The sequence below is a fragment of the Amycolatopsis sp. lyj-90 genome (assembly GCF_046549035.1).
Classification (GTDB): Bacteria; Actinomycetota; Actinomycetes; order Mycobacteriales; family Pseudonocardiaceae; genus Amycolatopsis.
Genome location: NZ_JAJPWP010000002.1, coordinates 1,023,343 through 1,045,843 on the forward strand (window position 1 = coordinate 1,023,343; position 22,501 = coordinate 1,045,843).

General features: G+C 69.5%; 31 protein-coding genes. 15 read left to right on the forward strand and 16 right to left on the reverse strand.

Annotated elements, in window-relative coordinates; all coding sequences use genetic code 11:
- Positions 1-120 precede the first annotated feature (120 nt).
- The 6 genes from ACLJPX_RS10635 to hisF all read right to left on the reverse strand — a co-directional run bounded on the left by ACLJPX_RS10635 (position 121) and on the right by hisF (position 3,628).
- Positions 121-708 carry a hypothetical protein gene (locus ACLJPX_RS10635; protein ID WP_410599918.1) on the reverse strand — a complete coding sequence of 196 codons (588 nt, stop codon included), beginning with the start codon at positions 706-708 and terminating at the stop codon, positions 121-123.
- A gap of 119 nt (positions 709-827) precedes the next feature.
- A complete protein-coding gene (locus tag ACLJPX_RS10640) occupies positions 828-1,733 on the reverse strand; it encodes a DUF3592 domain-containing protein (protein WP_410599919.1) in 906 nt (301 codons plus the stop codon).
- Between the two features lie 21 nt (positions 1,734-1,754).
- Positions 1,755-2,117: a DUF1304 domain-containing protein gene (locus tag ACLJPX_RS10645; RefSeq protein WP_101609417.1), complete on the reverse strand. Its 363-nt coding sequence runs from the start codon at positions 2,115-2,117 to the stop codon at positions 1,755-1,757.
- Positions 2,114-2,479: a phosphoribosyl-AMP cyclohydrolase gene (hisI, locus tag ACLJPX_RS10650; protein ID WP_410599920.1), complete on the reverse strand. Its 366-nt coding sequence runs from the start codon at positions 2,477-2,479 to the stop codon at positions 2,114-2,116. Before hisI ends, ACLJPX_RS10645 begins: the two co-directional genes overlap by 4 nt.
- Positions 2,469-2,858, reverse strand: a complete 390-nt coding sequence (locus ACLJPX_RS10655) for a hypothetical protein (protein WP_410599921.1) — start codon at positions 2,856-2,858, stop codon at positions 2,469-2,471. Before ACLJPX_RS10655 ends, hisI begins: the two co-directional genes overlap by 11 nt.
- Positions 2,855-3,628 carry an imidazole glycerol phosphate synthase subunit HisF gene (gene hisF / locus ACLJPX_RS10660; RefSeq protein WP_410599922.1) on the reverse strand — a complete coding sequence of 258 codons (774 nt, stop codon included), beginning with the start codon at positions 3,626-3,628 and terminating at the stop codon, positions 2,855-2,857. The genes ACLJPX_RS10655 and hisF overlap by 4 nt, the downstream gene beginning before the upstream one ends.
- Before the next feature lie 38 nt (positions 3,629-3,666).
- Between hisF and ACLJPX_RS10665 the strand changes: the two genes are divergently transcribed.
- The 9 genes from ACLJPX_RS10665 to ACLJPX_RS10705 all read left to right on the forward strand — a co-directional run bounded on the left by ACLJPX_RS10665 (position 3,667) and on the right by ACLJPX_RS10705 (position 10,512).
- A complete protein-coding gene (locus ACLJPX_RS10665; RefSeq protein WP_410599923.1) occupies positions 3,667-4,269 on the forward strand; it encodes a TetR family transcriptional regulator in 603 nt (200 codons plus the stop codon).
- Between the two features lie 10 nt (positions 4,270-4,279).
- Entirely contained in the window at positions 4,280-5,506 is a 1,227-nt protein-coding gene (locus ACLJPX_RS10670; RefSeq protein WP_410599924.1) for a phytase, read from the forward strand.
- Positions 5,507-5,597: 91 nt separating this feature from the next.
- Positions 5,598-6,107: a SigE family RNA polymerase sigma factor gene (locus ACLJPX_RS10675; RefSeq protein ID WP_410599925.1), complete on the forward strand. Its 510-nt coding sequence runs from the start codon at positions 5,598-5,600 to the stop codon at positions 6,105-6,107.
- Complete coding sequence (locus ACLJPX_RS10680) at positions 6,104-7,102, forward strand: hypothetical protein (RefSeq protein WP_410599926.1); 999 nt, start codon at positions 6,104-6,106, stop codon at positions 7,100-7,102. Before ACLJPX_RS10675 ends, ACLJPX_RS10680 begins: the two co-directional genes overlap by 4 nt.
- A 28-nt stretch (positions 7,103-7,130) precedes the next feature.
- Complete coding sequence (locus ACLJPX_RS10685) at positions 7,131-8,054, forward strand: NADP-dependent oxidoreductase (RefSeq protein ID WP_410599927.1); 924 nt, start codon at positions 7,131-7,133, stop codon at positions 8,052-8,054.
- Positions 8,051-8,611, forward strand: a complete 561-nt coding sequence (locus ACLJPX_RS10690) for a putative glycolipid-binding domain-containing protein (protein WP_101609425.1) — start codon at positions 8,051-8,053, stop codon at positions 8,609-8,611. The genes ACLJPX_RS10685 and ACLJPX_RS10690 overlap by 4 nt, the downstream gene beginning before the upstream one ends.
- Before the next feature lie 48 nt (positions 8,612-8,659).
- Positions 8,660-9,385 carry an ABC transporter ATP-binding protein gene (locus tag ACLJPX_RS10695; RefSeq protein ID WP_410599928.1) on the forward strand — a complete coding sequence of 242 codons (726 nt, stop codon included), beginning with the start codon at positions 8,660-8,662 and terminating at the stop codon, positions 9,383-9,385.
- Entirely contained in the window at positions 9,382-10,116 is a 735-nt protein-coding gene (locus tag ACLJPX_RS10700; protein WP_410599929.1) for an ABC transporter permease, read from the forward strand. The genes ACLJPX_RS10695 and ACLJPX_RS10700 overlap by 4 nt, the downstream gene beginning before the upstream one ends.
- A 9-nt stretch (positions 10,117-10,125) precedes the next feature.
- A complete protein-coding gene (locus ACLJPX_RS10705) occupies positions 10,126-10,512 on the forward strand; it encodes a PPOX class F420-dependent oxidoreductase (protein WP_410599930.1) in 387 nt (128 codons plus the stop codon).
- A gap of 82 nt (positions 10,513-10,594) precedes the next feature.
- On the opposite strand, the gene ACLJPX_RS10710 is transcribed toward ACLJPX_RS10705, so the two are convergent.
- From ACLJPX_RS10710 to hisH, 3 genes are all read right to left on the reverse strand, one after another.
- Positions 10,595-10,942 carry a DUF1330 domain-containing protein gene (locus tag ACLJPX_RS10710; protein WP_410599931.1) on the reverse strand — a complete coding sequence of 116 codons (348 nt, stop codon included), beginning with the start codon at positions 10,940-10,942 and terminating at the stop codon, positions 10,595-10,597.
- Positions 10,943-11,022: 80 nt separating this feature from the next.
- Complete coding sequence (gene priA / locus ACLJPX_RS10715) at positions 11,023-11,760, reverse strand: bifunctional 1-(5-phosphoribosyl)-5-((5-phosphoribosylamino)methylideneamino)imidazole-4-carboxamide isomerase/phosphoribosylanthranilate isomerase PriA (protein ID WP_101609431.1); 738 nt, start codon at positions 11,758-11,760, stop codon at positions 11,023-11,025.
- A 9-nt stretch (positions 11,761-11,769) separates the two neighbouring features.
- Positions 11,770-12,393 (reverse strand): imidazole glycerol phosphate synthase subunit HisH, encoded by a 624-nt coding sequence (gene hisH, locus ACLJPX_RS10720; protein WP_410600042.1) that lies wholly within the window; start codon positions 12,391-12,393, stop codon positions 11,770-11,772.
- A gap of 133 nt (positions 12,394-12,526) precedes the next feature.
- On the opposite strand from hisH, the gene ACLJPX_RS10725 reads away from it, so the two are divergent.
- From ACLJPX_RS10725 to ACLJPX_RS10735, 3 genes are all read left to right on the forward strand, one after another.
- Positions 12,527-12,706 (forward strand): hypothetical protein, encoded by a 180-nt coding sequence (locus ACLJPX_RS10725; protein ID WP_410599932.1) that lies wholly within the window; start codon positions 12,527-12,529, stop codon positions 12,704-12,706.
- A gap of 71 nt (positions 12,707-12,777) precedes the next feature.
- Positions 12,778-13,950 (forward strand): acyl-CoA dehydrogenase family protein, encoded by a 1,173-nt coding sequence (locus ACLJPX_RS10730; RefSeq protein ID WP_410599933.1) that lies wholly within the window; start codon positions 12,778-12,780, stop codon positions 13,948-13,950.
- 56 nt (positions 13,951-14,006) lie between these two features.
- The gene (locus ACLJPX_RS10735; RefSeq protein ID WP_410599934.1) at positions 14,007-14,684 is read left to right on the forward strand and encodes an NIPSNAP family protein; all 678 of its coding nucleotides are present in this window, start codon (positions 14,007-14,009) and stop codon (positions 14,682-14,684) included.
- Here the strand turns inward: ACLJPX_RS10735 and ACLJPX_RS10740 are convergent.
- From ACLJPX_RS10740 to ACLJPX_RS10750, 3 genes are read right to left on the reverse strand one after another with little or no spacing between them, the layout of a single operon-like run.
- Positions 14,670-15,098: an NUDIX hydrolase gene (locus ACLJPX_RS10740; RefSeq protein ID WP_101609436.1), complete on the reverse strand. Its 429-nt coding sequence runs from the start codon at positions 15,096-15,098 to the stop codon at positions 14,670-14,672. The genes ACLJPX_RS10735 and ACLJPX_RS10740 overlap by 15 nt on opposite strands.
- 10 nt (positions 15,099-15,108) lie before the next feature.
- On the reverse strand, positions 15,109-15,999 hold the full coding sequence (locus ACLJPX_RS10745; protein ID WP_410599935.1) for a transketolase family protein: 891 nt from the start codon (positions 15,997-15,999) through the stop codon (positions 15,109-15,111).
- A gap of 4 nt (positions 16,000-16,003) precedes the next feature.
- Positions 16,004-16,696 carry a transketolase gene (locus tag ACLJPX_RS10750; protein WP_101609438.1) on the reverse strand — a complete coding sequence of 231 codons (693 nt, stop codon included), beginning with the start codon at positions 16,694-16,696 and terminating at the stop codon, positions 16,004-16,006.
- Positions 16,697-16,748: 52 nt separating this feature from the next.
- Between ACLJPX_RS10750 and soxR the strand changes: the two genes are divergently transcribed.
- The gene (gene soxR / locus ACLJPX_RS10755; protein WP_101609439.1) at positions 16,749-17,210 is read left to right on the forward strand and encodes a redox-sensitive transcriptional activator SoxR; all 462 of its coding nucleotides are present in this window, start codon (positions 16,749-16,751) and stop codon (positions 17,208-17,210) included.
- Between the two features lie 46 nt (positions 17,211-17,256).
- The gene (locus ACLJPX_RS10760; protein ID WP_410599936.1) at positions 17,257-17,805 is read left to right on the forward strand and encodes an RNA 2'-phosphotransferase; all 549 of its coding nucleotides are present in this window, start codon (positions 17,257-17,259) and stop codon (positions 17,803-17,805) included.
- On the opposite strand, the gene ACLJPX_RS10765 is transcribed toward ACLJPX_RS10760, so the two are convergent.
- Positions 17,802-18,689 carry a hypothetical protein gene (locus ACLJPX_RS10765; protein WP_410599937.1) on the reverse strand — a complete coding sequence of 296 codons (888 nt, stop codon included), beginning with the start codon at positions 18,687-18,689 and terminating at the stop codon, positions 17,802-17,804. The two genes, ACLJPX_RS10760 and ACLJPX_RS10765, sit on opposite strands and share 4 nt — an antisense overlap.
- A gap of 46 nt (positions 18,690-18,735) precedes the next feature.
- On the reverse strand, positions 18,736-19,305 hold the full coding sequence (locus ACLJPX_RS10770) for a TetR/AcrR family transcriptional regulator (RefSeq protein WP_410599938.1): 570 nt from the start codon (positions 19,303-19,305) through the stop codon (positions 18,736-18,738).
- Positions 19,306-19,465: 160 nt separating this feature from the next.
- On the opposite strand from ACLJPX_RS10770, the gene ACLJPX_RS10775 reads away from it, so the two are divergent.
- On the forward strand, positions 19,466-21,646 hold the full coding sequence (locus ACLJPX_RS10775; protein ID WP_410599939.1) for an MMPL family transporter: 2,181 nt from the start codon (positions 19,466-19,468) through the stop codon (positions 21,644-21,646).
- Between the two features lie 51 nt (positions 21,647-21,697).
- On the opposite strand, the gene ACLJPX_RS10780 is transcribed toward ACLJPX_RS10775, so the two are convergent.
- A complete protein-coding gene (locus ACLJPX_RS10780; protein WP_410599940.1) occupies positions 21,698-22,246 on the reverse strand; it encodes an NADAR family protein in 549 nt (182 codons plus the stop codon).
- A 53-nt stretch (positions 22,247-22,299) separates the two neighbouring features.
- The gene (locus ACLJPX_RS10785; protein WP_168214369.1) at positions 22,300-22,455 is read right to left on the reverse strand and encodes a hypothetical protein; all 156 of its coding nucleotides are present in this window, start codon (positions 22,453-22,455) and stop codon (positions 22,300-22,302) included.
- Positions 22,456-22,501 lie beyond the last annotated feature (46 nt).

Genomic DNA, 22,501 nt, shown 5'->3' on the forward strand with positions numbered 1-22,501 from the left:
CCCCAATCAGCGAGGGCGGCCGACGTCGTTCCTCCCCATCGGAACTCGTCTGGTCGCCCTCGACCTGGGAAAAGACTACGCCCGGAAGGTCGTGGTCAAGAAGGGACCAAGGTCCTGCCGTCAGGCCGTGTCCGGCTCGATCTCCTTGACCGGCACCGCGTAGAGCGTGTCCTGGGCGAACCGTCCGCGCGGGAAGATCACGATCATGTCCGTTCCCTCACCGCCGACGAAGACGGGAACCTTCCGGACCCGGGGCGCGATCCTCAGCGAACGGCGCGTGGCGAGGAACTTGTAGTCGTTTTCGAAGAACACGTCGATACGGGGGAACAGCCACCCGGGCCGCACCGTCGCCGTGGCCTCGCGCAGGCCGGTTTTCGAGGCGGAGCGATACCGGCTCCGCCAGAGCCAAGCGGCGGCAAGGCACACCGAAAAGCCCAGGAACGCGAAGAAGGACAGCGGGAACGGCACGTCGCTCACCTGGCAGATGACGAAGAAGATCAGCCAAAGCACCGACAAACCCAGTGCGCGCACCGTGAAGTGCGACAGTTTCTCGATCAGCGGGCCGGCCACTTCTTCGTGCACCGTCTGCGAGGCAAGGCTTTTGAGGTCGTCGACATCCGAAGAGGACAGCGGCCGCCCGGCGACGCGCGGAAGTCGTTTCGCACGATCACGGTCGGCCGAGCTTCTCTTCCCTCGCCCCGGTTTCATGCGCTGAGGTTAGCGGGAAAAAGGGCGTTCCCGGGATAACGAGTTCCCTCTCTCTCCAGGGCAACCGCGAGCTCTCGCCGAGCGTGCAAGTGAGCAGGGTGCCATCCGGTCGCCCCGTTTCACGAGCGCCGCTTACCTCGGGGCTTCAGCGGCTTCTCCCGGGGCGGGACGTCGCGGAATTCCAGTCCATGGCGGCGAGCGGTATCGAGGCGCTCCTCCGGCACGACCTCGGCCTGTCCCTTGCCTCCCCGGACGTCGCTCGCGGCGAACCCGTCGGAACGGGCTTCCCTCACCGGCACCTCGTAGGGCCTTCCCGTGCGCCACCGGCCGTCGGGGAAGACCAAGACCACGTTCTGGCCCGTCCCCGCGACCGAGACGGGTACGTTCCCGCCCTCCTTGAACCGGGTCGCTCCCCGCGTCGACATCACCGCGCGGAACCTGGTGACGGCGCCGTCCTCGAACTTGACGTCGATGTCCGGGAGTTTCCTCCCCTTCCTGTCCCACACCGTCGCCTTGCCCGCGCGCCATCCCGTGGCCAGCACCGCCCGGTAGCGGAGCCACCACATCACGGCGGCGTACCCGGACGCAGGGGCTCCGACCAGGGAAAGGAGCATCAGGACAAGGAACAGCGCCGTGGCGATCCCGTCCTTGTTGGCCTCTTCGAGCGTCCGGACCGAGCGGGGATTCGCGGGGTCGTAGATCACCGTGACCGGCTGACCGACCGTGTAGGCGCGCCCGGAGTCCGGGTCGATCGTCGCCGTGAAGGAGGCGGAGTCCACGCGATAGCCGACGATGATGGTCGGGTACTTGCCGGTGCGGTCGAGGTGAACGCTTTCCACCGTGCCTTCGGCGCGGCTTCCGGTCGCCAGCAGTTCGTCGGCTGAACGCTGAAGGAAGTCCGTCCCGAACACCGCGCCGACGAAGACCGCGATCCACAGCAGGACGAGAACGATCGAGCGTCCGCATAACGCGCGCACTCTCAAGGATCTGTTGTTCGCCGCGGTTTCCCCGTCCCCCAGTCCCATGGACCGAGTTTACCCGGGTGGTCAGCCCGCGATCAGCACCGCGATCAGCGCCAGCGTGCCCGGGACCACCTGCACGAAGAAGATCCGCTTGCTCGCCGTCGCCGTCCCGTAGAGCCCGGCCACGATCACGCACGCGAGGCCGAAGATCTTGAACTGCCAGGCGGTACCGCCGGTCGCGATCAACCCCCAGATCAGCGCGGCGGCCAGGAAACCGTTGTACAGCCCCTGGTTCGCCGCGAGCGGCGCGCTCTCCTTCGCGAATTCCTCGCTGGTGCCGAAGGCGGCGCGAGCGCGCGGGGTCGTCCACAGGAACATCTCGAGCACGACGATGTACAGGTGGATCAGGGCGACGATGCCGACCAGGACGTTGGCGACGACATTCACGGGGTCTTCTCGCTCTCGTCGGCCAGCAGCAGCCGTTCATCGGTGTCGAAACAGGTGTGCGTGCCGGTGTGACAGGCCGGACCGGTCTGGTCGACGCGCAGCAGGACGGTATCGCCGTCGCAGTCGATCCGCATCTCGCGCACGTGCTGGACGTGGCCGGACGTCTCGCCCTTCATCCACAGTTCCTTGCGGCTGCGCGAATAGTACGTCCCGCGCCGGGTGGTGAGGGTGCGCTCGAGCGCCTCGTCGTTCATCCACGCCATCATCAGGACGTCCGAAGTGGAGTGTTCGACGACGACGGCGGCGATCAGCCCGTCGGCGTTGCGCTTCAAGCGATCCGAGAGGGCGGGGTCAAGCGTCATTCGTGGCTCCGAGAAGGTGCCGTTTCACCGGCATCGAGTTGAGCAGGACCGCCGCGTAGATATATCCGGCGAAAAGCAGCCCGGACACGATCTTCACCCAGAAGAGTTCCGCCGCCAGCATGGACAGCGCGTGCAGCAAGGCGAACAGGAAGCTGACGACGAACCCGGCGAACCGCGCCGAAGACATCCTCAGCACCAGCCCCGCCACGACGAGACCACCGAGCACGACCGACGTTCCTGGGAGCAGGAAAGTCCGGGCGGAGGAGTACGGCGCGAACATGAGGATCACGGCCATCCCCACGTACGCGAGGCCGAGCCCGAGCATCAGCGCACAGACGACCTTGACCTCGGTGGCGGCCTTCCACTTGTTCGGGATCACCGGACCACGACTCCCCCGGCGCGCAGGGCGCCCTTGACCTCGCCGATCTTCAACTGTCCGAAGTGGAACACGCTGGCCGCGAGCACCGCGTCCGCACCGGCCTCGACGGCGGGCAGGAAGTGCTCGAGCGCGCCGGCGCCGCCACTGGCGATCACCGGGACGCGGACCGCCCGGCGCACCTTGGTCAGGAGTTCGAGATCGAAGCCGTTCTTGGTGCCGTCGGCGTCCATCGAGTTGAGCAGGATCTCGCCGACGCCGAGCTCTTCACCGCGCGCGGCCCACTCGACGGCGTCGATACCGGTGCCGCGGCGCCCGCCGTGCGTGGTCACCTCGAATCCGGACGGCGTCGGTTCGGTCCCGTCGGGGACGCGGCGGGCGTCCACCGACAGCACGACGCACTGCGCGCCGAACCGGCGGGACGCCTCGCGCAGGAACTCCGGCCGCGCGATGGCCGCGGTGTTGATGCTCACCTTGTCCGCGCCGGTGCGCAGCAGCCGGTTGACGTCGTCGTTCGTGCGCACGCCGCCACCGACGGTGAGCGGGATGAACACCTGCTCCGCGGTCCGGCGGACCACGTCGAAGGTGGTCTCACGGTCCCCGGAGGAAGCCGTGACGTCGAGGAACGTGAGCTCGTCCGCGCCCTCTGCGTCGTACAGGCGGGCGAGCTCGACGGGGTCGCCGGCGTCGCGCAGGTCGGCGAAGTTGACACCCTTCACCACTCGGCCCGCGTCGACGTCGAGACACGGGATGACCCTGACTGCGACTGACATGGGGACAAGCGTAGTCAAGGGCGTTCTAAGCTCGCGGAATGGCACAGGCGGGGCGGCGGCCGGGGCAGACCGAGACGCGGGAGGAGATCCTCGACGCGGCCCGGCGCAGGTTCGCCGAGCAGGGCTACGACGGGGCGACCGTGCGCGGCATCGCGGCCGACGCCGGGGTCAACGCCGCCCTGCTGCACCATTTCTTCGGTACCAAGCAGCGGCTCTTCGCCGCGTCGATGAACCTGCCGATCGACCCCGGCGAGATGGTCCCCCGCATCCTCGAAGGCCCCGAGGACGAGGTCGGCGAACGTCTCGTCCGCGCGTTCCTCGGTTTCTGGCAGGCCCCGGCGGGCCGCGAGCCGTTCCTGGCGATGATCCGGTCGGCGACCACGAACGAGCAGGTCGCGACCATGATGCGACAGTTCCTCGAACGGACCGTGCTGGCGCGGGTCGCCGAAGCACGCGGCGTGCCGAAGGTCCGGGTGGCCGGGATCGCCGCGCAGATGGTCGGGTTCGCGCTGCTGCGCTACGTCATCCGGCTCCCGCCGTTGGTGGACGCCTCGGAGGACGAGGTCGTCGCAATGCTGGCGCCGGTCGCGCAGTACTACCTGACCGACGGCGTTAACCGGCCGGACAACTCGCGCGGCTAACTTCCCCTGGATGCGCATAGCTGCTCTCCTCCCTCTCCCCCTGCTGGCGGCTTCCCTGCTCACCGGTGCGCCCGCCGAAGCGAGCACCGACCCCTCGCCCGTGGCGCAGACCAGGGCGTTCGTCGACGACGCGGGCGCGGACCCGGCCAACGCCGACGCCGACGACCCGGCGATCTGGGTCCATCCGAAGAACCCGTCCCAGAGCGTCGTGCTCGGCACGCTCAAGGAGGGCGGGCTGGCCGCGTTCGACCTGAAGGCGCGGCAGCTCCAGCAGCTCGCCGTGCCCGCGGGCAGGCGGTTCAACAACGTCGACGTCGTCGGCGACCTGGCGGTGGTGAGCGACCGCGGCCGGGACCGCGTCCGCGTCTACCGGATCGACCCGGCCGGTGCCCCGGCGGGCTCGCACGTGCTGCGGGACGTCACGGATCCTTCCGCCGCACCGGTCTTCTCCGCTTCGGAGTCCGAAGTGGACGAACAGCGGACGGCGTACGGGCTCACCGCCGGACGCGATCCGCGCACCGGTGCGCGCTGGGTCGCGGTGACCCGGCGGCACGAAACCCGCGTGGCGCTCTTGCGACTTGTCGACAAACCGGGCGGCACCGTCGGGACCGCGCCGATCGGCACGATCGACCTGCCCACGTCGTTCCGCCTGCCGAACGGCAAGACGTGGTCGCCGTGCGGCGAACCGGACGAGCGACCTCAGCTGGAGGGTTCGGTGCTCGACGTCGAGCACCGCGTGCTCTACACCGCGCAGGAGGACGTCGGGATCTGGCGGATCCCGGTGCGCGGTGACGGTTTCGGGCGTCCCTCGCTGATCGACAAGGTCCGTTCCTTCGGGGCGCCGCAGCGCTTCGACGAGACGACCGAAGAATGCGTCGCCGACGGCCCCGACCCCGGCTTCGGCGGCAAGTGGCTGACCGCGGACGCCGAGGGGCTGACGCTGGCCGCCGGCAAGCTGCTCGCGTCGAGCCAGGGCGACTCGCGGTTCGTGGTCTACGACCGCACCGGCCGCAACGCCCCGCGGCGCGACTTCCGGATCGTCGCCGGACGCGGCACCGACTCGGTCGAGCATTCCGACGGCGCCGCGATCACCACCGCGCCGCTGGGCCCGCTGTTCCCGCACGGCCTGCTGGTGGTGCACGACGGCGAACGCCGTCCGGCGGCCACCGGCCCCACCGGCGAGGAACTGGCGACGACCGGATTCGCCTTCGTCCGGCTGGAGACCGCCGTGCGGTGATCACGTTCACCCGGAAAAGTTCCGCTCCCGATGCATCAGCCGGGTGGTCCCGTGCGTCACTAGAGCGAGACCATCGGCTGAGGGGGACCACGTGCCTGCGACCTTCGACGAGTTCGTCGCGGATCGCCTGGACGGGCTCCTGCGCTACGCGACCGTCCTGACCGACGACCCGTACCTGGCGCAGGACATCGTGCAGGAGGTGCTGCTGCGCGCTCAGCAACGCTGGCCGAAGATCGACTCACCGCCGACGTACGTCCGCCGGATGGTGACGAACGAGTACCTGTCGTGGCGACGGCGCCTCGCGGTCCGCCGCGTGGTGCCGTCGTCGCCGGAGATGCTCGACCTGATGAGCCCGCCGGTCTCCGATCACGCCCTCGAATACGACGAACGCGACGCGATGCTGGACAGGCTCGCGAAGCTCCCGCGCAAACAACGCGCCGCGATCGTGCTCCGCTACTACGAGAACTACACCGACGAGGAGATCGGCGCGGTGCTCCGCTGCGCGACGTCGACCGTGCGCAGCCAGATCTCGCGCGCGCTCGCGACGCTGCGGGAAACCGGCTCGTCCTCGTCTGTTCAGCCCACGGGAGCCCGCAAATGACCCGACTGAGTGAAGAGAACACCGAGGACCTGATCCGGGAGAGCCTCGAACACCTGGCGACGCGGGCGCCCGACGGGGCCGAGATCCGCGACGCGCTGTCCCAACGGCCGCGAAGCCGTCCGAAGATGGCCCTGGCGCTGGTCGCGGCGGCGGTCGCGATCATCGCGCTCGGCGTCCCGCTGGGCCTGCGGGCCTTCACGTCGGTTCCCCCGGCTTCGGCGCGCAACGCCGATTGGTCGGTGCTGCCGTACAAGCCCGGCTGGCTCCCCGCCGGTTTCAAGGAGGCGAGCCGGGGTGGGAAGCCCTATCCCGCACCGTTGTCGAGATCTTGGGCAGGCGGCGAGCTCGGCCAGATCGACCTGCTCATCACACCGATGAGCGACCGGTCCGCGCCGTGGACGATCGCGCCCGCGCCGAACCAGATCATCGTGCACGGCAAGGTCGGCATGGCGACCGAGATCAACGCCGGGTCGACGATGCTGACCTGGTCCCCCGACGACGTCTATCTGCTGAGCATGACGTTGTCCAACATGAAGGACCCGCGCGCGGTCGGTGAGCGGATCGCCGAAGCGATGGTCGAGGACGGGCGCGCCCGGGTCTCGGGGGAACTGCGATTCGGCAGGCTGCCCGCCGATCTGGAGTTGTCGGGGGTCAAGACCTTCATGAACGTCACCGGGGGCGTGACCGAGCTGGAAGCCACCAGCGCCGGGCAGCCCACCGCGGCGGCGGTCGTGACGGCTTCGCTCAGCGGCGACCGGCCGGTGCCGGACGGCGCGGAACCGGTTCCGCTCAAGGTCCGGGGTCTCGACGGCTTCCATCTCCCGGAGCGGGAAGGGCCGCTCGGGCATCAGAACGGGACGGTCGCCGTGCAGCTCGAGGGCGGACGTTGGCTCACGGTGTCGGGCAAGCGGGACCGGGACACCTTGCTCGATATCGCGAACAGCCTCCAGATCGTCCAGGGCGACTACAGCTGGTTCGGGAAGCCGCCGGAATAGGCGCGGGCGGGCGGAGGTTGTCGACGGCATGACGGACACCTACCGCTCCATCGCGTTCACCGAATACGGCGACTCCGGGGTACTGCACGTCCTCGACCGGGAGCTTCCCGAGCCGGGCGCGGGCCAGGTCAGGATCGCCGTCCGCGCCGCGGGGGTGAACCCGATCGACTGGAAGATCCGGTCCGGGCTGATGGCCGAGGTGTACCCGTCCACGTTCCCCGCCGTCCCCGGTGGAGACGTCGCCGGCGTGATCGACGCGGTCGGCGAGGATGTGTCCGGCTTCGCCGTCGGTGACGAGGTCCTCGGGCGCGGGAACGGCGGATACGCGGAGTTCGTGCTCGCCGATCCGGCGGGCCTGACCCGCAAGCCCGAGGCGCTGTCCTGGGAACTGGCCGCGGCGCTGCCCGTGGTCGTCGGCACCGCCTACCGCGCGCTCAACCTGCTGGAGCTCGGCGAGGGCGAGACGCTGCTCATCGACGGCGCGGCGGGTGGTGTCGGCACCATCGCCGTCCAGCTCGCCGTCGCGCGCGGACTCACCGTCGTCGGTACCGCGAGCGAGGCGAACCACGAGTACCTGCGTTCGCTGGGCGCCGTCCCGGTGCGGTACGGCGAACGACTCGCCGAACGCGTCCGCGAGGTCGCGCCGCAGGGCATCGACGCGTCCTTCGACACCTCCGGTCGAGGCTCGCTGTCGACGCTGGTCGAGCTGACCGGTGGCCCGAAACGCGTCGTCACGATCGCCGCGCCGGACGCGGCCGACCACGGCGTCCGTTTCACTTCGGGAGGTCCGGCGGAGCAGGTTCCCGGCGCGCTGGCCGAAGGGGCCGCACTCGCCGCCGAAGGCAAGCTCGACCTGCCGATCGCCCGGGTCTACCCGCTCGCCGAAGCGGCCGCGGCCCAGGACGAGAGCGAAGCGGGCCACGTCCGGGGCAAGCTCGTCCTGGTGCCGTGACCCTCCCCGCCGCGGCGAGCTGGCGACATCAGGATTCGAGGACCGGCCTGGAAGTCGCGTTCTTCAACGGGCACGACGGCGGTTGGCGAATCAATGGCGCCACGACGGCGGTCGAGGACGGGGAATCCTGGTTCGTCGAGTACTCGATCGCCGTCGACGCCGCCTGGCACACACGGCGGGCGGAGATCTCCGGCAGGTCGGCGTCGGGCACCCGGCGCACGGTGCTCGAGTCGGACGGCGACGGGCGATGGCGGGTGGACGGCGTCCCGGATCCGCGTCTGGACGGCTGTTTCGACGTGGACCTCGAGTCGTCGTCGATGACGAACACGCTGCCGGTGCACCGGCTCGGCCTCACCTTGGGCGCCGCCGCCGAGGCGCCCGCCGCGTACGTCCGGGCGGGTGACCTCACCGTGGAGCGGCTGGAGCAGCGCTACGAGCGCATCGGCGACCGCGATTTCGCCTACTCGGCACCGGTTTTCGCGTTCTCGTGCGTCCTGCGCTACGACGAGCACCTGCTGGTGGTCGACTACCCGGGCATCGCCGTCCGGCTGCCCTGAAACACGGCCTCTTGACTCAGGCTTCTCAACGGGCGCAGAATTAAACACATGACTAATTCGGCGATCTCCGTGACCGGCCTGCGGGTCGTCCGCGGCGGCCGCGAGGTCGTCAGGGGAATCGGGTTCGAGACGCCGCGCGGCCGGATCACCGGCCTGCTCGGGCCGAGCGGCTGCGGCAAGACGACGCTGATGCGCTCGATCGTCGGCGTGCAGATCGTCGCGGGCGGTGAGGTCACCGTGCTCGGCCATCCCGCGGGCAGTCCGCCCTTGCGGCGGCTGATCGGCTACGCCACGCAGAATCCGGCCATCTACGCCGACCTCACCATCACAGAAGCCTTGCGCTACTTCGCTTCCGTCCTCCGCGCGCCGATGTCCGATGTGGACAGAGTGCTCGCCGAAGTCGGCCTCACCGACCACGCGGGAAAGCTGGTCGGCTCGCTGTCGGGCGGCCAGCACAACCGCGCGAATCTCGCCGTCGCACTCCTCGGGAAACCCGAACTGCTCGTGCTGGACGAACCGACCGTCGGCCTCGATCCCGTGCTGCGCGACGAACTCTGGTCGCTGTTCCGCCGTCTCGCCGACGGCGGGGCGACGCTGCTCGTGTCCAGCCACGTCATGGACGAAGCCGCGCGATGCGATCGGCTGCTGCTCATGCGCGAGGGCCGGATCCTCGCCGACGACACCCCGGCCGGACTGCGCGAACGCACCGGGACGGCCGAGCTGGAGCAGGCGTTCCTGCGGCTGGTCCGCGAGACGGAGGTGACCCAGTCGTGAATCCCGCCCTGACGCTGGCCACGGCCCGGCGCATCCTCCTGCAGCTGCGGCACGATCCGCGCACCGTCGTGATGCTGGTCGTCGTCCCGTCGCTGCTGATGGTGCTGCTGCGTTTCGTCTTCAACTCCGAAGCGGTGTTCAGCCGCGTCGCCCCGGCGCTGCTCGGTGTCTTCCCCTTCCTGATCATGTTCCTGATCACCTCGATCACGACCCTGCGCGAGCGGACCACGGCGACGCTGGAACGCCTGATGACCCTGCCGATCGGCAGGCTGGACCTGCTCTTCGGCTACGCGATCGCGTTCGGCTCGATCGCGATCGTGCAGGTCGGCGTCGCGGCCGGGATCTCACTGGCGTGGCTGGGCCTCGACATCGCGGGCTCGATCGGCATGCTGCTGCTCATCGCCGTCCTCGACGCCCTGCTCGGGATGGCGCTCGGCCTGTTCGTGAGCGCGTTCGCGCGGACGGAGTTCCAGGCGGTGCAGTTCATGCCGCTGTTCGTGCTGCCGCAGATCCTGCTGTGCGGGCTGTTCGTGCCGCGCGGGGAGATGGGCTGGCTGCTGAACCGGCTCTCGGACGTGATGCCGCTTTCCTACGCCGTCGAAGCGCTCACCCGGGTCACCACATCGGGCACCGTGGACGCGACGCTGATCCGGAACCTGATCGTCGTCGGCGCGTGCGCGCTGGCCGCACTGGTCCTCGGCGCGGCGACGTTGCGCCGTCGAACGGCCTAGACTCTCCACATGGGATCGGAGTTCGAGCGGATCGCCGCCGAGAAGTACGTCGTCCTGACCACCTTCCGCAAGAACGGCACCCCGGTGCCGACCCCGGTCTGGGCGGCGGGCGACGGCGGCGAGCTGGTGCTCTGGTCCGAACGCAAGGCGGGCAAGGTCAAGCGCATCCGCAACAGCGGCCGGGTCGAGGTCCAGGCCTGCGACCTCCGCGGCAAGAACACCCACGGCGACGTCGTCGCGGGCGAGGCGCGGCTGCTGGACCTCGACGGAACCGAACGCGTGCGCAAGGTGATCGCGCGGAAGTACGGCGTCACCGGGCGGGTGACGATGTTCTTCAGCAAGCTGCGGGGGCCGAAGGACCGAACGGTGGGCATCGCGATCAAGCTGGCCGAGTAGCGCTTCAGCGCGTGCTATGAAAGGCCCGTTACTTGCAAATTTTGCAAGTAACGGGCCTTTCATAGCACGCGCGCCACCGGAATCAGGCGGCTTGGAGCGCCCTCAGCCCCGCCGCCATCGCCGCCGAGTCGTGGTCCGGCCCGCAGCCCTCCACCAGGATCAGGTCGCCGGGGATGTGGTCCGCCCGCAGGGGCAGGATCTCCCGGTACGCGGGCGAGTCGTACCACTCCCGCGCGATCGGCATGCTCGGGAAAGAGATCATCACGAGCGCCCCCGGCCACTCGCCTTCGACGACCTCGACCTCGGCTCCGTGCACGAGGAACTTGCCGCCGAAGGGATCGAGCGTGGCCTGGATCCGCTCCAGGTACTCGAAGACCTCTTCCACCAGAGCACCGGTCGGGCGAAGGTGGGCGATTCCGTAGGCGGTCATGATGTCCCTCCAGGTTTTGTCGTCCTGGAAGGAATCCTGACCGAACGACGGCGTGGCGTCGATTACCCCGGAGGTAAAGCTCAGAACTCCGCGACGGCCGCGAGCGCCTCGGGCAGGGTGAACGCCCCGGCGTAGAGCGCCTTGCCGACGATGGAGCCCTCGACACCGTCGCGGGCCAGAGCGGCCAGCGCGCGGAGGTCGTCCACACTGGACACGCCGCCGGAGGCGATGACCGGCGCGTCGGTACGGGCGGCGACCTCGCGGAGCAGGTCGATGTTCGGGCCCTGGAGGGTGCCGTCCTTGCTCACGTCGGTGACGACGTAGCGCTGCGCGCCGTCGCGGTCGAGCCGGTCGAGGACCTCCCAGAGGTCACCGCCGTCCTGCGTCCAGCCGCGAGCCGACAGCCGGTGCCCGGCCTCGGTGATCCGCACGTCCAGCCCGATGGCGACGCGGTCGCCGTAGGACGAGACGACCTTCGCGGTCCATTCCGGGTCCTCCAGCGCCGCGGTGCCGAGGTTGACCCGGCGGGCGCCGGTGGCCAGCGCGGCCTCAAGCGAGGCGTCGTCGCGGATGCCGCCGGACAGCTCCACCTGGACGTCCAGCTTCGCCACGACCTCGGCGAGCAGTTCGCGGTTGGAGCCCTTGCCGAACGCGGCGTCGAGGTCCACCAGATGGATCCACTCCGCCCCGTCCCGCTGCCAGGCGAGTGCCGCCTCAAGCGGACTGCCATAGGAGGTTTCGGTGCCGGCCTCGCCCTGGACGAGTCGCACGGCCTGGCCATCGGCCACATCAACGGCGGGAAGGAGCGTGAAAGTCACGCGCCCACTCTAAGCGAGGGTCCCGAGCCAGTTGCGCAGCAGGTGCGCCCCGGCGTCCCCGGACTTCTCCGGGTGGAACTGCGTCGCCCACAGCGGCCCGTTCTCGACGGCGGCGACGAAGTCCTGACCGTGGTTCGCCCAGGTCACCTTGGGTTGCTGCCCGGCGAGGCCGGAGTCCAGTTCCCAGGTCCGCGCGGCGTAAGAATGCACGAAGTAGAACCGCGTGTCCGCGTCGAGACCGGCGAACAGTTGCGAGTCCTCGGGCGCGCGCACGGTGTTCCAGCCCATGTGGGGCAGGATGTCGGCTTCCAGCCTGTCGACCGTGCCCGGCCATTCACCGGCGCCGGCCGCCTCCACGCCGTGCTCGACGCCGCGTTCGAAGAGGATCTGCATGCCGACGCAGATGCCCAGGACGGGACGGCCACCGGCGAGGCGTTTGCCGATGATCTTCTCCCCCGACACCGACAGCAGCCCCTCCATGCAGGCGGCGAAGGCGCCGACACCGGGGACGACCAGGCCGTCGGCCTCGAGCGCGGCATGGGGGTCGGCGGTGACCTCGACGTCCGCGCCGGCGCGCTGGACGGCGCGTTCGGCGGATCGGAGGTTGCCGGACCCGTAGTCCAGGATCACCACGCGGGGAGTAGACACGCGCCCAGGTTAGCGGACCGGATTTTCTTCGGATTCCCTGTTTCGTCCCTCACTCGTCTGGGTAATAACGCCTCCGAGTGAGGCCGGCGCAGGACCGCCCTGCACTTCTGGAGGATCGATGCAGGACACCGACGAGCTGACCGGCCTGTTCCAAGCCTGGCGCGAGGACATCGACAGCGTGCCTTTTCCTACCTTCGCGGAGCTGCTGATCCCCCAGCAGAAGCAGCGCTCCGCCCCCAGCCGGACGGCGACGGCATCGGTTCAGGTGACGAAGACCACCGGATGGCGCGATCTCTGACACCCGACTCCGGTCGTGTGTGTGGTTTTCTTCATAGGTCGTGACCCACCGAGCCGACCAGGAGTGACCGCATGAGCAGCAGCCCGGATCCGCGCGACTTCCTCGATCTCGACGCCGAACTCTCCGAGGAAGACCGGGCCATGAGGGACGCTGTCCGCGCGTACGCGCAGGACCAGCTCCTCCCGAATGTCGCCGAATGGTACGAATCGGGCAACCTGCCCGCCGCCGAGCTCGCCAAGGGCTTCGGTCAGCTCGGGCTTCTCGGCATGCACCTGGAGGGTTACGGCTGCGCCGGGACCAGCGCCGTGGCCTACGGCATCGCCTGCCGCGAGCTGGAAGCCGTCGACTCCGGGCTGCGCAGCTTCGTCTCCGTGCAGGGTTCGCTGGCGATGTACGCGATCCACAAGTGGGGCACCGAGGACCACAAGCAGGAATGGCTGCCGCGGATGGCCGCGGGCGAGGCGCTCGGCTGCTTCGGCCTGACCGAACCGGACGCGGGCAGCGACCCCGGCGCCATGCGGACCCGCGCGGTGCGCGACGGCTCGGACTGGGTGCTGAACGGCACCAAGATGTGGATCACCAACGGCACGGTCGCCGACGTCGCGGTTGTGTGGGCGCAGACCGACGAGGGCGTGCGCGGCTTCGTCGTCCCCACGAACACGCCGGGCTTCACCGCGAACGAGGTCAAGCACAAGCTGTCGCTGCGCGCCTCGCTGACCGCGGAACTCGTGCTCGACGGCGTCCGCCTGCCGGAGTCCGCCGCGTTCCCCGACGTCAGGGGCCTGCGCGGACCGCTGTCCTGCTTGAACGAGGCGCGCTATGGGATCCTGTTCGGCGTCGTCGGCGCCGCTCGCTCCTGCTACGAATCCGCGCTGGAGTACACGCTGAGCCGGGAGCAGTTCGGCAAGCCGCTGGCCGGGTTCCAGCTCACGCAGCGCAAGCTCGCCGACCTCGTCGTCGAGGTCAACCGCGCCGGGCTGGTCGCGCTGCGGATCGGACGGCTCAAGGACGCCGGGACGCTGCACCACAACCACGTCAGCTTCGGCAAGCTCGCCAACGTCCGCTCCGCGCTGGAGGTCGCCAGGACCGCGCGCGCCATGCTCGGTGCCAACGGGATCTCGCTGGAGTACCCGGTGATGCGGCACATGTCGAACCTCGAAACCGTGCTGACCTACGAGGGCACCGAAGAGATGCACGCGCTCTCGCTCGGCCAGTCGGTCACCGGGATCGCCGCCTTCCGCTGAGCCTCCGAAAAGCCGGCCGCCGGAAACTGTCGGTGCGGGCCGCTACGGTCCGCCGCATGACCGATTTCGCCGAGTTCCAGTCCGTCGTCGAGCTGCGCCGGTACACGCTGCACCCCGGCCGCCGGGACGAGCTGATCGAGCTCTTCGAGCGCGAGTTCGTGGAGCCACTGGAAGCCTCCGGCATGCGCCTGTTCGGTCTGTTCCGTGAGCCCGCCGCACCGGACAGGTTCGTGTGGCTGCGCGGATTCCGGGACATGGAGAGCAGGCGGGCGGCCCTGGAGTCGTTCTACTACGGGCCGGTGTGGCGTGAGCACGGCCCGGCGGCGAACGAGACGATGATCGACGCTTCCGACGTCCTGCTGCTGCGGCCGTCCGGGCCGGGTTTCCCCGTTCCGGACGGCGCCCCGGATTCCCGGGTACTGGCGACGATCTGCCATCCCCTCGGGCCGGTCAAGGAGTTCTCCGAGTACTTCGCGGACTCCGTGGCTCCGGCTCTGAGGGAGGCCGGATTGGACACCTTCGGGCACTTCGAGACCGAACCGGCCGAGAACACCTTCCCCCGCCTTCCCGTGCGAGAGAACGAGACAGTGTTCGTCTGGTTCGCCAAATCCACCGGCGACACGGAGACACACCGGGACCTTCTCGACCGGATCGGCGAGGGGCTCTCGAGCAGGCTCGAACGCCCGTGGCAGCGGCTGGAACTCACCCCGACCCCGCGCTCACTCCTGCGCTGAAAGGAGTTCGGTGAGCCCGTCCGGGTACAGGATCGCCTTGCCGCTCACCACGTCGGCCATCGGCAGCCAGTGCACGCGTGCGCCGTCGTCGAGCACCACGCCGACCTCGTCGCGCTCGTAGAAGGCCTTGTCGGTCAGCTCGGCGGCGAACAGGAACACGATCTCGTGCCCCGGCCTGCCCTCGAAGGTGAACACGTTCTCCAGGACGGCGATCTGCTCGACAGCGGTCAGCTCCGCCGCGAGTTCCTCCTGGAACTCGCGGTGCAGCGCCTCGACGGCGGTCTCCCCGAACTCGATGCCGCCGCCGAGCGGGCGGTGGTAGGTCTCGCCTTTGGCGTTGTCCCGGCCTTCGAACACGAGAAGGTCTTCGCCGCGGCGGATGACCCCGAGCACGAGCGGGCGGATCTTCGTCATCCCGGTGACGCTAGCGGAGGAATTCCTTGACCGACAAGGCGATCGAACCGGCGTCGAGACCGTGCGCGAGGTCGTGGTCGGCCATCTCGCCGTAGATCCGGACTTCAGCGTCACGCCGGACACCGAGCGAGAGCAGCCGGTGCGGGATTTCGGACAGCGCGCCGGAAACCGAATGCGCCGACGTCCCGGCGAGGTAGGGCTCGACGAGCACGACGTCGCTCGCGCCCGCGGCTTCGACGGCCGAGCGCAGCCCCGCGGCGTCGAACGGCCGGATCGTCGAGGTGTAGAGCACGGTCACGTCGAGATCGGCGGTCGCTTCCCGCACCCGGTCGAGCATCGGCCCGACGGCCACCACGACACCCCGGCCGCCTTCGCGCACCGTCTGCAGGCCGGCGCCCAGATACGGTTTCGCGTTCTCCTGCGCGGAGAGCCGGAGGTACACGCGCCCGTTGCCCGGGATGGACTCCAGCAGCAGCCGCCGCGCTTCTTCGGGGTGTCCCGGCACGTGCACGGTCCAGCCCGGCAGCGTGTCGATGAGGGCGACGTCCCCGGGCGCCTGATGCGTCCGCCCGGCGGTCGGCATGTCGTAGGACGCGCCGGAAGACACCAGCACGGCACCGACGTCCTGGTGCCCGAGATCGAGTTTGACCTGCTCGAACGCCCGCTCCACGAGGAACGACGAGAAGGTGTGGACGATCGGCCGCATCCCGGCCAGCGCCAGCCCGCCCGCGGTGCTCATCATCAGCTGCTCGCGGATGCCGACGTTGAGCACCCGGTCCGGATGCTTCCTGGCGGCGAAAGCCAGTTGTGCCGCCGAAATGTCGGCGAGCACGACGGCGACGTTCGGGTCGGTGTCGAGCACCTCGGCGGCGGCGTCGAGGAACGTTTCACGCATGTCCACGGGTTCAGGCCTTTCGCTCGACGGTCGCGACCACGGCGAGCGGCCGGTCCGGATGGGGAGTGGTGAAGGCTTCGTAGAGCGCTTCGTGATCGCGGCCGTCGACGGTGCGGGTCACCCAGCCCTCGACCTCGAACCGGCGGGCGATCCCGCCCGGCCAGCCGTGCGTCGCCGAGGAGTTGTCGATGACGACGGTGGTCAGCTGCGGCATGCCGATGCGGCCCGCCACCGCGATGGCCTCGGAGTTGGAGCCCTCGTCGAGTTCCGCGTCACCGACGAGGGTGACGACCCTGGCGTCACGGAACCCCTTGGCGCGCAGCCCGAACACGGTGCCGATGGCCAGCGGGAGCCCGTGCCCGAGCGAGCCGCTGGCGATCTCGGCGCCGGGCAGCCTCGCCCGGTCGGGATGGTGCCCGAGCCGGGATTCGGCCGAAGTCCAGTCGGCGAGTTCGTCCTCCCGGATGAAGCCCTTCTTCGTCAAGACGGCGTAGAAGGCCATCGGGCCGTGTCCCTTCGACAGCAGGAAGCGGTCGCGGCCGGGATCACGGAAGGTCTCCGGGGTGATGTCGAGCACACGGTCGTAGAGCACCCACAAGACGTCCACAGTGGACTCCGCGGCCGCTTGATGCTTCTCGTCCCCGGTCATCAACGAGATCAGCCGCGGCAGATCCTCGTAGCCGGTCCTGGTGTCAGTGGTCATGTACCGAGGTTGCAACCTCGACTTAGGTCGAAGTCAAGGCTAGCCTGGCGACGTGACGAGATTGGCTGAACACCTGAGCATCGGGCAGGTCGCCGACCGCAGCGGCGTGCCCCATACGGCTTTGCGTTTCTACGAGGACAAAGGGCTGATCAGCTCGGAGCGCTCGGCGGGCAACCAGCGGCGGTATCCGCGCTCGGTGCTGCGCCGGATCGCCTTCATCCGGGCCGCGCAGCGGGTCGGCCTCAGCCTGGACGACATCAGCTCGGCACTGGAGACCTTACCCAGGGACCACGCCCCCACCAAGGCCGACTGGGCCCGCCTGTCCCGTGGCTGGCAGGACGAACTCGACGCGCGGATCGACGCGCTGCAGCGCCTGCGCGACAGGCTGACCGGATGCGTCGGCTGCGGTTGCCTGTCCCTGCGCAGCTGCGGGCTCTACAACGCCGACGACCAGATGTCCCGATTCGGCCCCGGCGCGGGGAAGCTGCGCCCGGCCTCCGAGGGCGGCTTCTGAATTCCGTTGCCACGCGGGTGCCGGACGTGCGTCACTGTGACTCGAAATGGACAAGAAGAACCTCATCCGAGTCTCGAAACGACTCTCCCGGCACCTGCGGCACGCGCCCGGCGACATCGGCATCACCCTCACCCCTGACGGCTGGGTGGAAGTCGGGACGCTCTTGGCCGCGCTGCGGCGCCACGGCTTGACCCTGACCCGCGACCAGCTCGACGAAGTCGTGGAGGGCAACGACAAACGGCGTTTCGCCTTCGACGAAACCGGGCTGCGGATCCGGGCCAGCCAGGGCCACAGCGTCGAGGTCGACCTCGCGCTGCCCGGCGCCACCCCGCCCGACGTGCTCTACCACGGGACCGTGTCCCGGTTCCTGGGCGCGATCATGACCGAAGGCCTCCGGCCGATGAAGCGGCACGCCGTGCATCTCTCGGCCACCGTGGACACCGCGCGGGCCGTCGGGGCCCGGCGCGGCGTCCCGGTACTGCTCGCCGTGGACGCCCGCGGGATGGCGGCCGCCGGGCACGAATTCCAGGTCAGCGCGAACGGCGTCTGGCTCACCGCCGCCGTTCCCCCGGAGTTCCTGCGGCGTCTCCCCTAGGCCAGGCCGTTGGTGCGCAGGAGCGACAACGTGTTCACGGTGAACAGGCCGTTCCACTCCAGCGCGGCCGCGGGCGAATAGCTGGTGTAGTCGACCCGCCAGCCACCGTCGTCGTGCCTGCCGTCCGCGACCCGGCGCAGATCCGCTTCGACGACGTCCGGCCGGAAGAGCTTCCGCGCCGGGCCGTCCGGCACCGGGGCGAAGTCGAGCGGGCGCATGGCCTCGCCCTCGATACCACCGCCGACGGCGACCACGCCGTCGTCCGGGATGAACCGGCCGAGTTTCTCGACCAGGCGTACGTCACCCAGGGCGTCCACCAGCTTCATCGCGAAAGCCAGTACGAGCGCGTGCGGGGCCTCTTCGAGCTTTTCGATCTCGTCGAGGCAGTAGCGCGTGGCCTTGGCAAGCCAGGGATGCGCGGCGACCGCGGGATCGTGCGCCGCGACGCGCTGTGCGGTGAACGCGACGATCGCCGTGATCTGCAGCGAAGAGACCGAGGGGTCGGCGCCCGCCCAGAACGGCGCGCTGCCCACCGGATCCGGCATCGGCAGGGCGAACGGGATCCCGCCGTCCGGCAAGGAGATCGACGCGAGCCAGTCGCACAGTTCGGCCGCGCGCGGGCTGGTCGCCGGGCCGGCGTCGGCGAAGACCTCGAAAGCGTGCAGCGCGCCGCCGGGCTGGCTGTTCGCCGAGCGGCAGTCGGGTTCGAGCCCGTGTCCGTAGCCGCCGTCGGGATTGCGGTATCCCTCCAGCGCGGCGAGCGCCGCCGCGGGGTCGCCGTCACGGAAGAGGACCTCGAAACGGCGCTTGTCGAGCAGCCGGGCTCGCGTGGCCATGAAGGTGGCCGACTCGTGCGGATCGATGTTCGTGAGCACGTTGTTCATGACCACAGCGTCGCGCGGATCGCGGCGCCTGTCTTGAACACATCGGTCATGCGCGGCGGCGCGGGCGGTTGTAGAGCTTGCGGCCGACGCCGAGGAGCGTTTCGCGCAGCGTCTCGTCGTCGAGCGAAGCGACCTCGGGTGAACCGCCCGCGATGGCGATGCCCGCCAGGAGTACCTGGGCCGTCACGATCGCGGTGAGGTCCGGGTCCGGGCCGACCAGGACCTCCAGCAGGCGATTCTTGAAGCTTTCCGAGCTGTGCACGGACTTCTCGATCGCGCGGGCGATGCCGGGGTCGCTGGAGAACAGCGCGACCAGCGCGCGGTGGCGCACCACGAGGTCGACGAACCCGTCGAGCAGATGGTCGATCTGCGCGCCGCGGGTGCGCTGGGCACGGGCGTCGTCGACGATGCCCTCCAGCTCCAGCAGCACGGGCTCGGCGACGGATTCGGTGATCTCCGCCTTCGTCTTGAAGTGGTAGTAGACGGCGGCCTTGGTGACGCCGAGGGCGTCCGCGATCATCTGCAGCGAGGTGCCTTCCACGCCGTGTTCGGTGAACAACCGCAACGCCGTTCCCAGTAGTCGCGTGCGGGTGTCCTCCGCGTGGACGACGTCCATGATCCCTCCTCGTTCAGCCGTCGGAGATTACGTCAAGCGTGGCCGCCGGGCCAAACCAGTACTAGCCGTGCGGCTAGTCACACACTTGCCGATCGGCTTGTAGGCCACTAGCCGATCGGCTAGCTTGGAATGAACCTGATCGAGTGAACGGGAGACTTTTGTGGCCAGCTTCCTGTACCGCCTGGGCCGGTTCTCGTTCCGGCGCCGGGCACTGGTGGCGGCGGTGTGGGCCGTTGTCCTGGTGGCCCTCGGCGCGGGAGCGCTGACCCTGTCCGGCCAGCTTTCGAACTCGGTGACCATCCCGGGCACCGAGTCCCAGAAGGCGATCGACCAGCTCGCGGACCGGTTCCCGGAGGCCGCCGCCGGTGGCGCCACCGCCCGCGTCGTCATCTCCGCGCCCGGTGACATCACCGACGCGAACGGGCAGGCGGCGATCGCGGGCCTGGTGAAGGGGCTCAAGGACGCGCCGAAGGTCGCCGGAGTGGTCAACCCGCTGGAGATGCAGGCGGTCTCGCCCGACAAACACGTCGCGCTGGCCCAGGTCAGCTACCGCGTGCCGGGCTTCGAACTCACCGAGGCCGACCGCGAGGGCCTGATGGCCGCCGCGAACCCCACCAAGGCCGCCGGGTACACGGTGGAATTCGGCGGTGACGCCGTCCAGGCGATGCCCGCCACGAACGCCACCGAAGGCCTCGGTGTCGCCGTCGCCGCCATCGTCCTGATCATCACCTTCGGCTCGCTGCTCGCGGCCGGGATCCCGCTGCTGACCGCGCTCATCGGTGTCGGCATCGGCATGGCGGGCATCACCACGGCGTCCGGATTCCTGGAACTCAACACGAACACGCCGGTACTCGCGCTGATGATCGGCCTCGCCGTCGGCATCGACTACGCGCTCTTCATCGTTTCCCGCTACCGGCACGAACTGGAGATCGGCCGGGATCCGGAGGAAGCCGCCGGACGTGCCACCGGCACGGCCGGATCCGCCGTGGTGTTCGCCGGGCTGACCGTGATCATCGCGCTGGCGGGGCTGACCGTCGTCGGCATCCCGTTCCTCGGCGAGATGGGTATCGCCGCGGCGATCACCGTCGCCATCGCCGTCGTCATCGCGCTGACCCTGCTCCCCGCCATCCTCGGTTTCGCGGGCGGCAAACTCGCGGGCGGCAAGATCCGCTTGCGCCGCAAGGAAGGCGCGACGACGCACGGCGAACGCTGGGCGCGTTTCGTGGCCCACCGCCGGATCCCGGTGCTGATCGCCGCGATCGCCGGCCTCGCGATCGTCGCGATCCCGGCCGCGAGCATGCAGCTCGGCCTCCCGAACGACAGCACCGCCGCGCCGGACACCACCCAGCGCAAGGCCTACGACACCGTCAGCCGCAGCTTCGGCGAGGGCGCCAACGGCCCGCTGGTGATCGTCGTCGACCTGACGGGCAGCACCGACCGGCAGGCCGCGCTCCAGCAGGCCGCCACCCGGATCAGCGGCCTCGGGGAACGCCCGATCGTCACGCCGCCGAAGGTCAACCGCGGCGGTGACCTCGCACTGCTGACCGTCATTCCGCAGAGCGGCCCGAGCAGCACCGCGACCGAAGACCTCGTCAGCGACATCCGCGGCCTGAACGCGGGACTGGGCACGGCCACCGGCGCGTCCTTGGCGGTGACCGGCCAGACGGCGGCGAACATCGACGTCTCGGAGAAACTCGCCGACGCGATGCTGCCCTATCTCGCGCTGATCGTCGGGCTCGCGTTCCTGTTGCTGATGCTGGTGTTCCGCTCGGTCGTGGTCCCGCTGAAGGCGACACTGGGCTTCCTCGGCTCCGTGGTCGCGACGTTCGGCGCCGTGGTGGCGGTGTTCCAGTGGGGCTGGCTCACCGACCTGCTCGGGGTGAAGACGACCGGGCCGATCATGAGCATGCTGCCGATCCTGCTGATCGGCGTGCTGTTCGGGCTCGCGATGGACTACCAGGTGTTCCTGGTGACGCGGATGCGCGAGGAGTACGTCCACGGCGCCGACCCGCAGCAGGCGATGGTCACCGGTTTCCGGCACGGTTCCCGCGTCGTGGTCGCCGCCGCGCTGATCATGATCAGCGTGTTCGCCGGGTTCGTCCTCGCGGAGTCCTCGCTGATCCAGTCGATCGGGTTCGCGCTGGCCTTCGGGGTGCTGGTGGACGCGTTCGTGATCCGGATGACCATCGTGCCGGCGCTGATGTCGCTGCTCGGCCGCGGCGCCTGGTGGCTGCCGAAGTGGCTGGACCGCGTGCTGCCCGATGTCGACGTCGAAGGCGAGAAGCTCACGAAGCAGCTGGACTCACCTGACGAACGTGAGCTGGTCGACGCTTCGAAGTAGGTAAGTACGTGAAGGCCCCCTTCATTGCGTCTAGCGCAATGAAGGGGGCCTTCACGTACTTCGGGCCTCTCCGAGCGCAAACCCGAGGAGATTGAGCCCGCGCCAGCGTTCCGCGTTCTCGACATGCGGATGGTCGGCCGCGAGCCCGATGCCCCAGACGGCGTCGAGTGGGCTGGCTTCGACCAGCACGCGGTTCTTGGTACCGAGCAGGAAGTCCCGGAGTTCCGGATGCTGCCCGAACTTCGCGACCGTTCCGGCCAGGACGATGCCGTAGCGCTCGGCTTCCCAGCCTGCTTGGTCGAACCCGCGGACCTCGCGGCCCAGGGCCTTGGCCTCCCGCGGATGCCTGGCCTTCAGGATGCGCGCGGCGCTGTCGGTGTCCCCGAAGAGAAGCGCCTTGCGCCACATCATGTAGTGCTCGGCCGTCGCGAAGGTCTCGCCGTCCACTGTGAACCGCGCGGGCCACCACTGGCTGAAGCATTCCGGCCCGATCGTTCCGTCACGCCGGGGCTGGTGCCCCCAGAAGAAGAGGAACTTGACGCGGCTCCCCGATCGCTGGAGCCGGACGACTTCGGCGACCGAGCGCGGGTTCGTGGACATGCCGGAAGCATGGCCGCCGGTGACCCGGCGCGCACGCGATTTACCGGAGGGGCCTACGCCAGCCAGGCGATGGCGCCGCCGATCGCCAGCAGCGCACCGATGCCCAGCACCACGGCCAGGAACTTGACGCTCTTCCAGGTCGCGTAGACGCCGCCGATCAGGAAGCCGCCGAGCGCGAGCAGCAGCACGGCGATGGTCGTGTTACTCATGCCCGCCAGGCTGCCACACCCTCACCCGCCCGACTTCCCCGGGTGC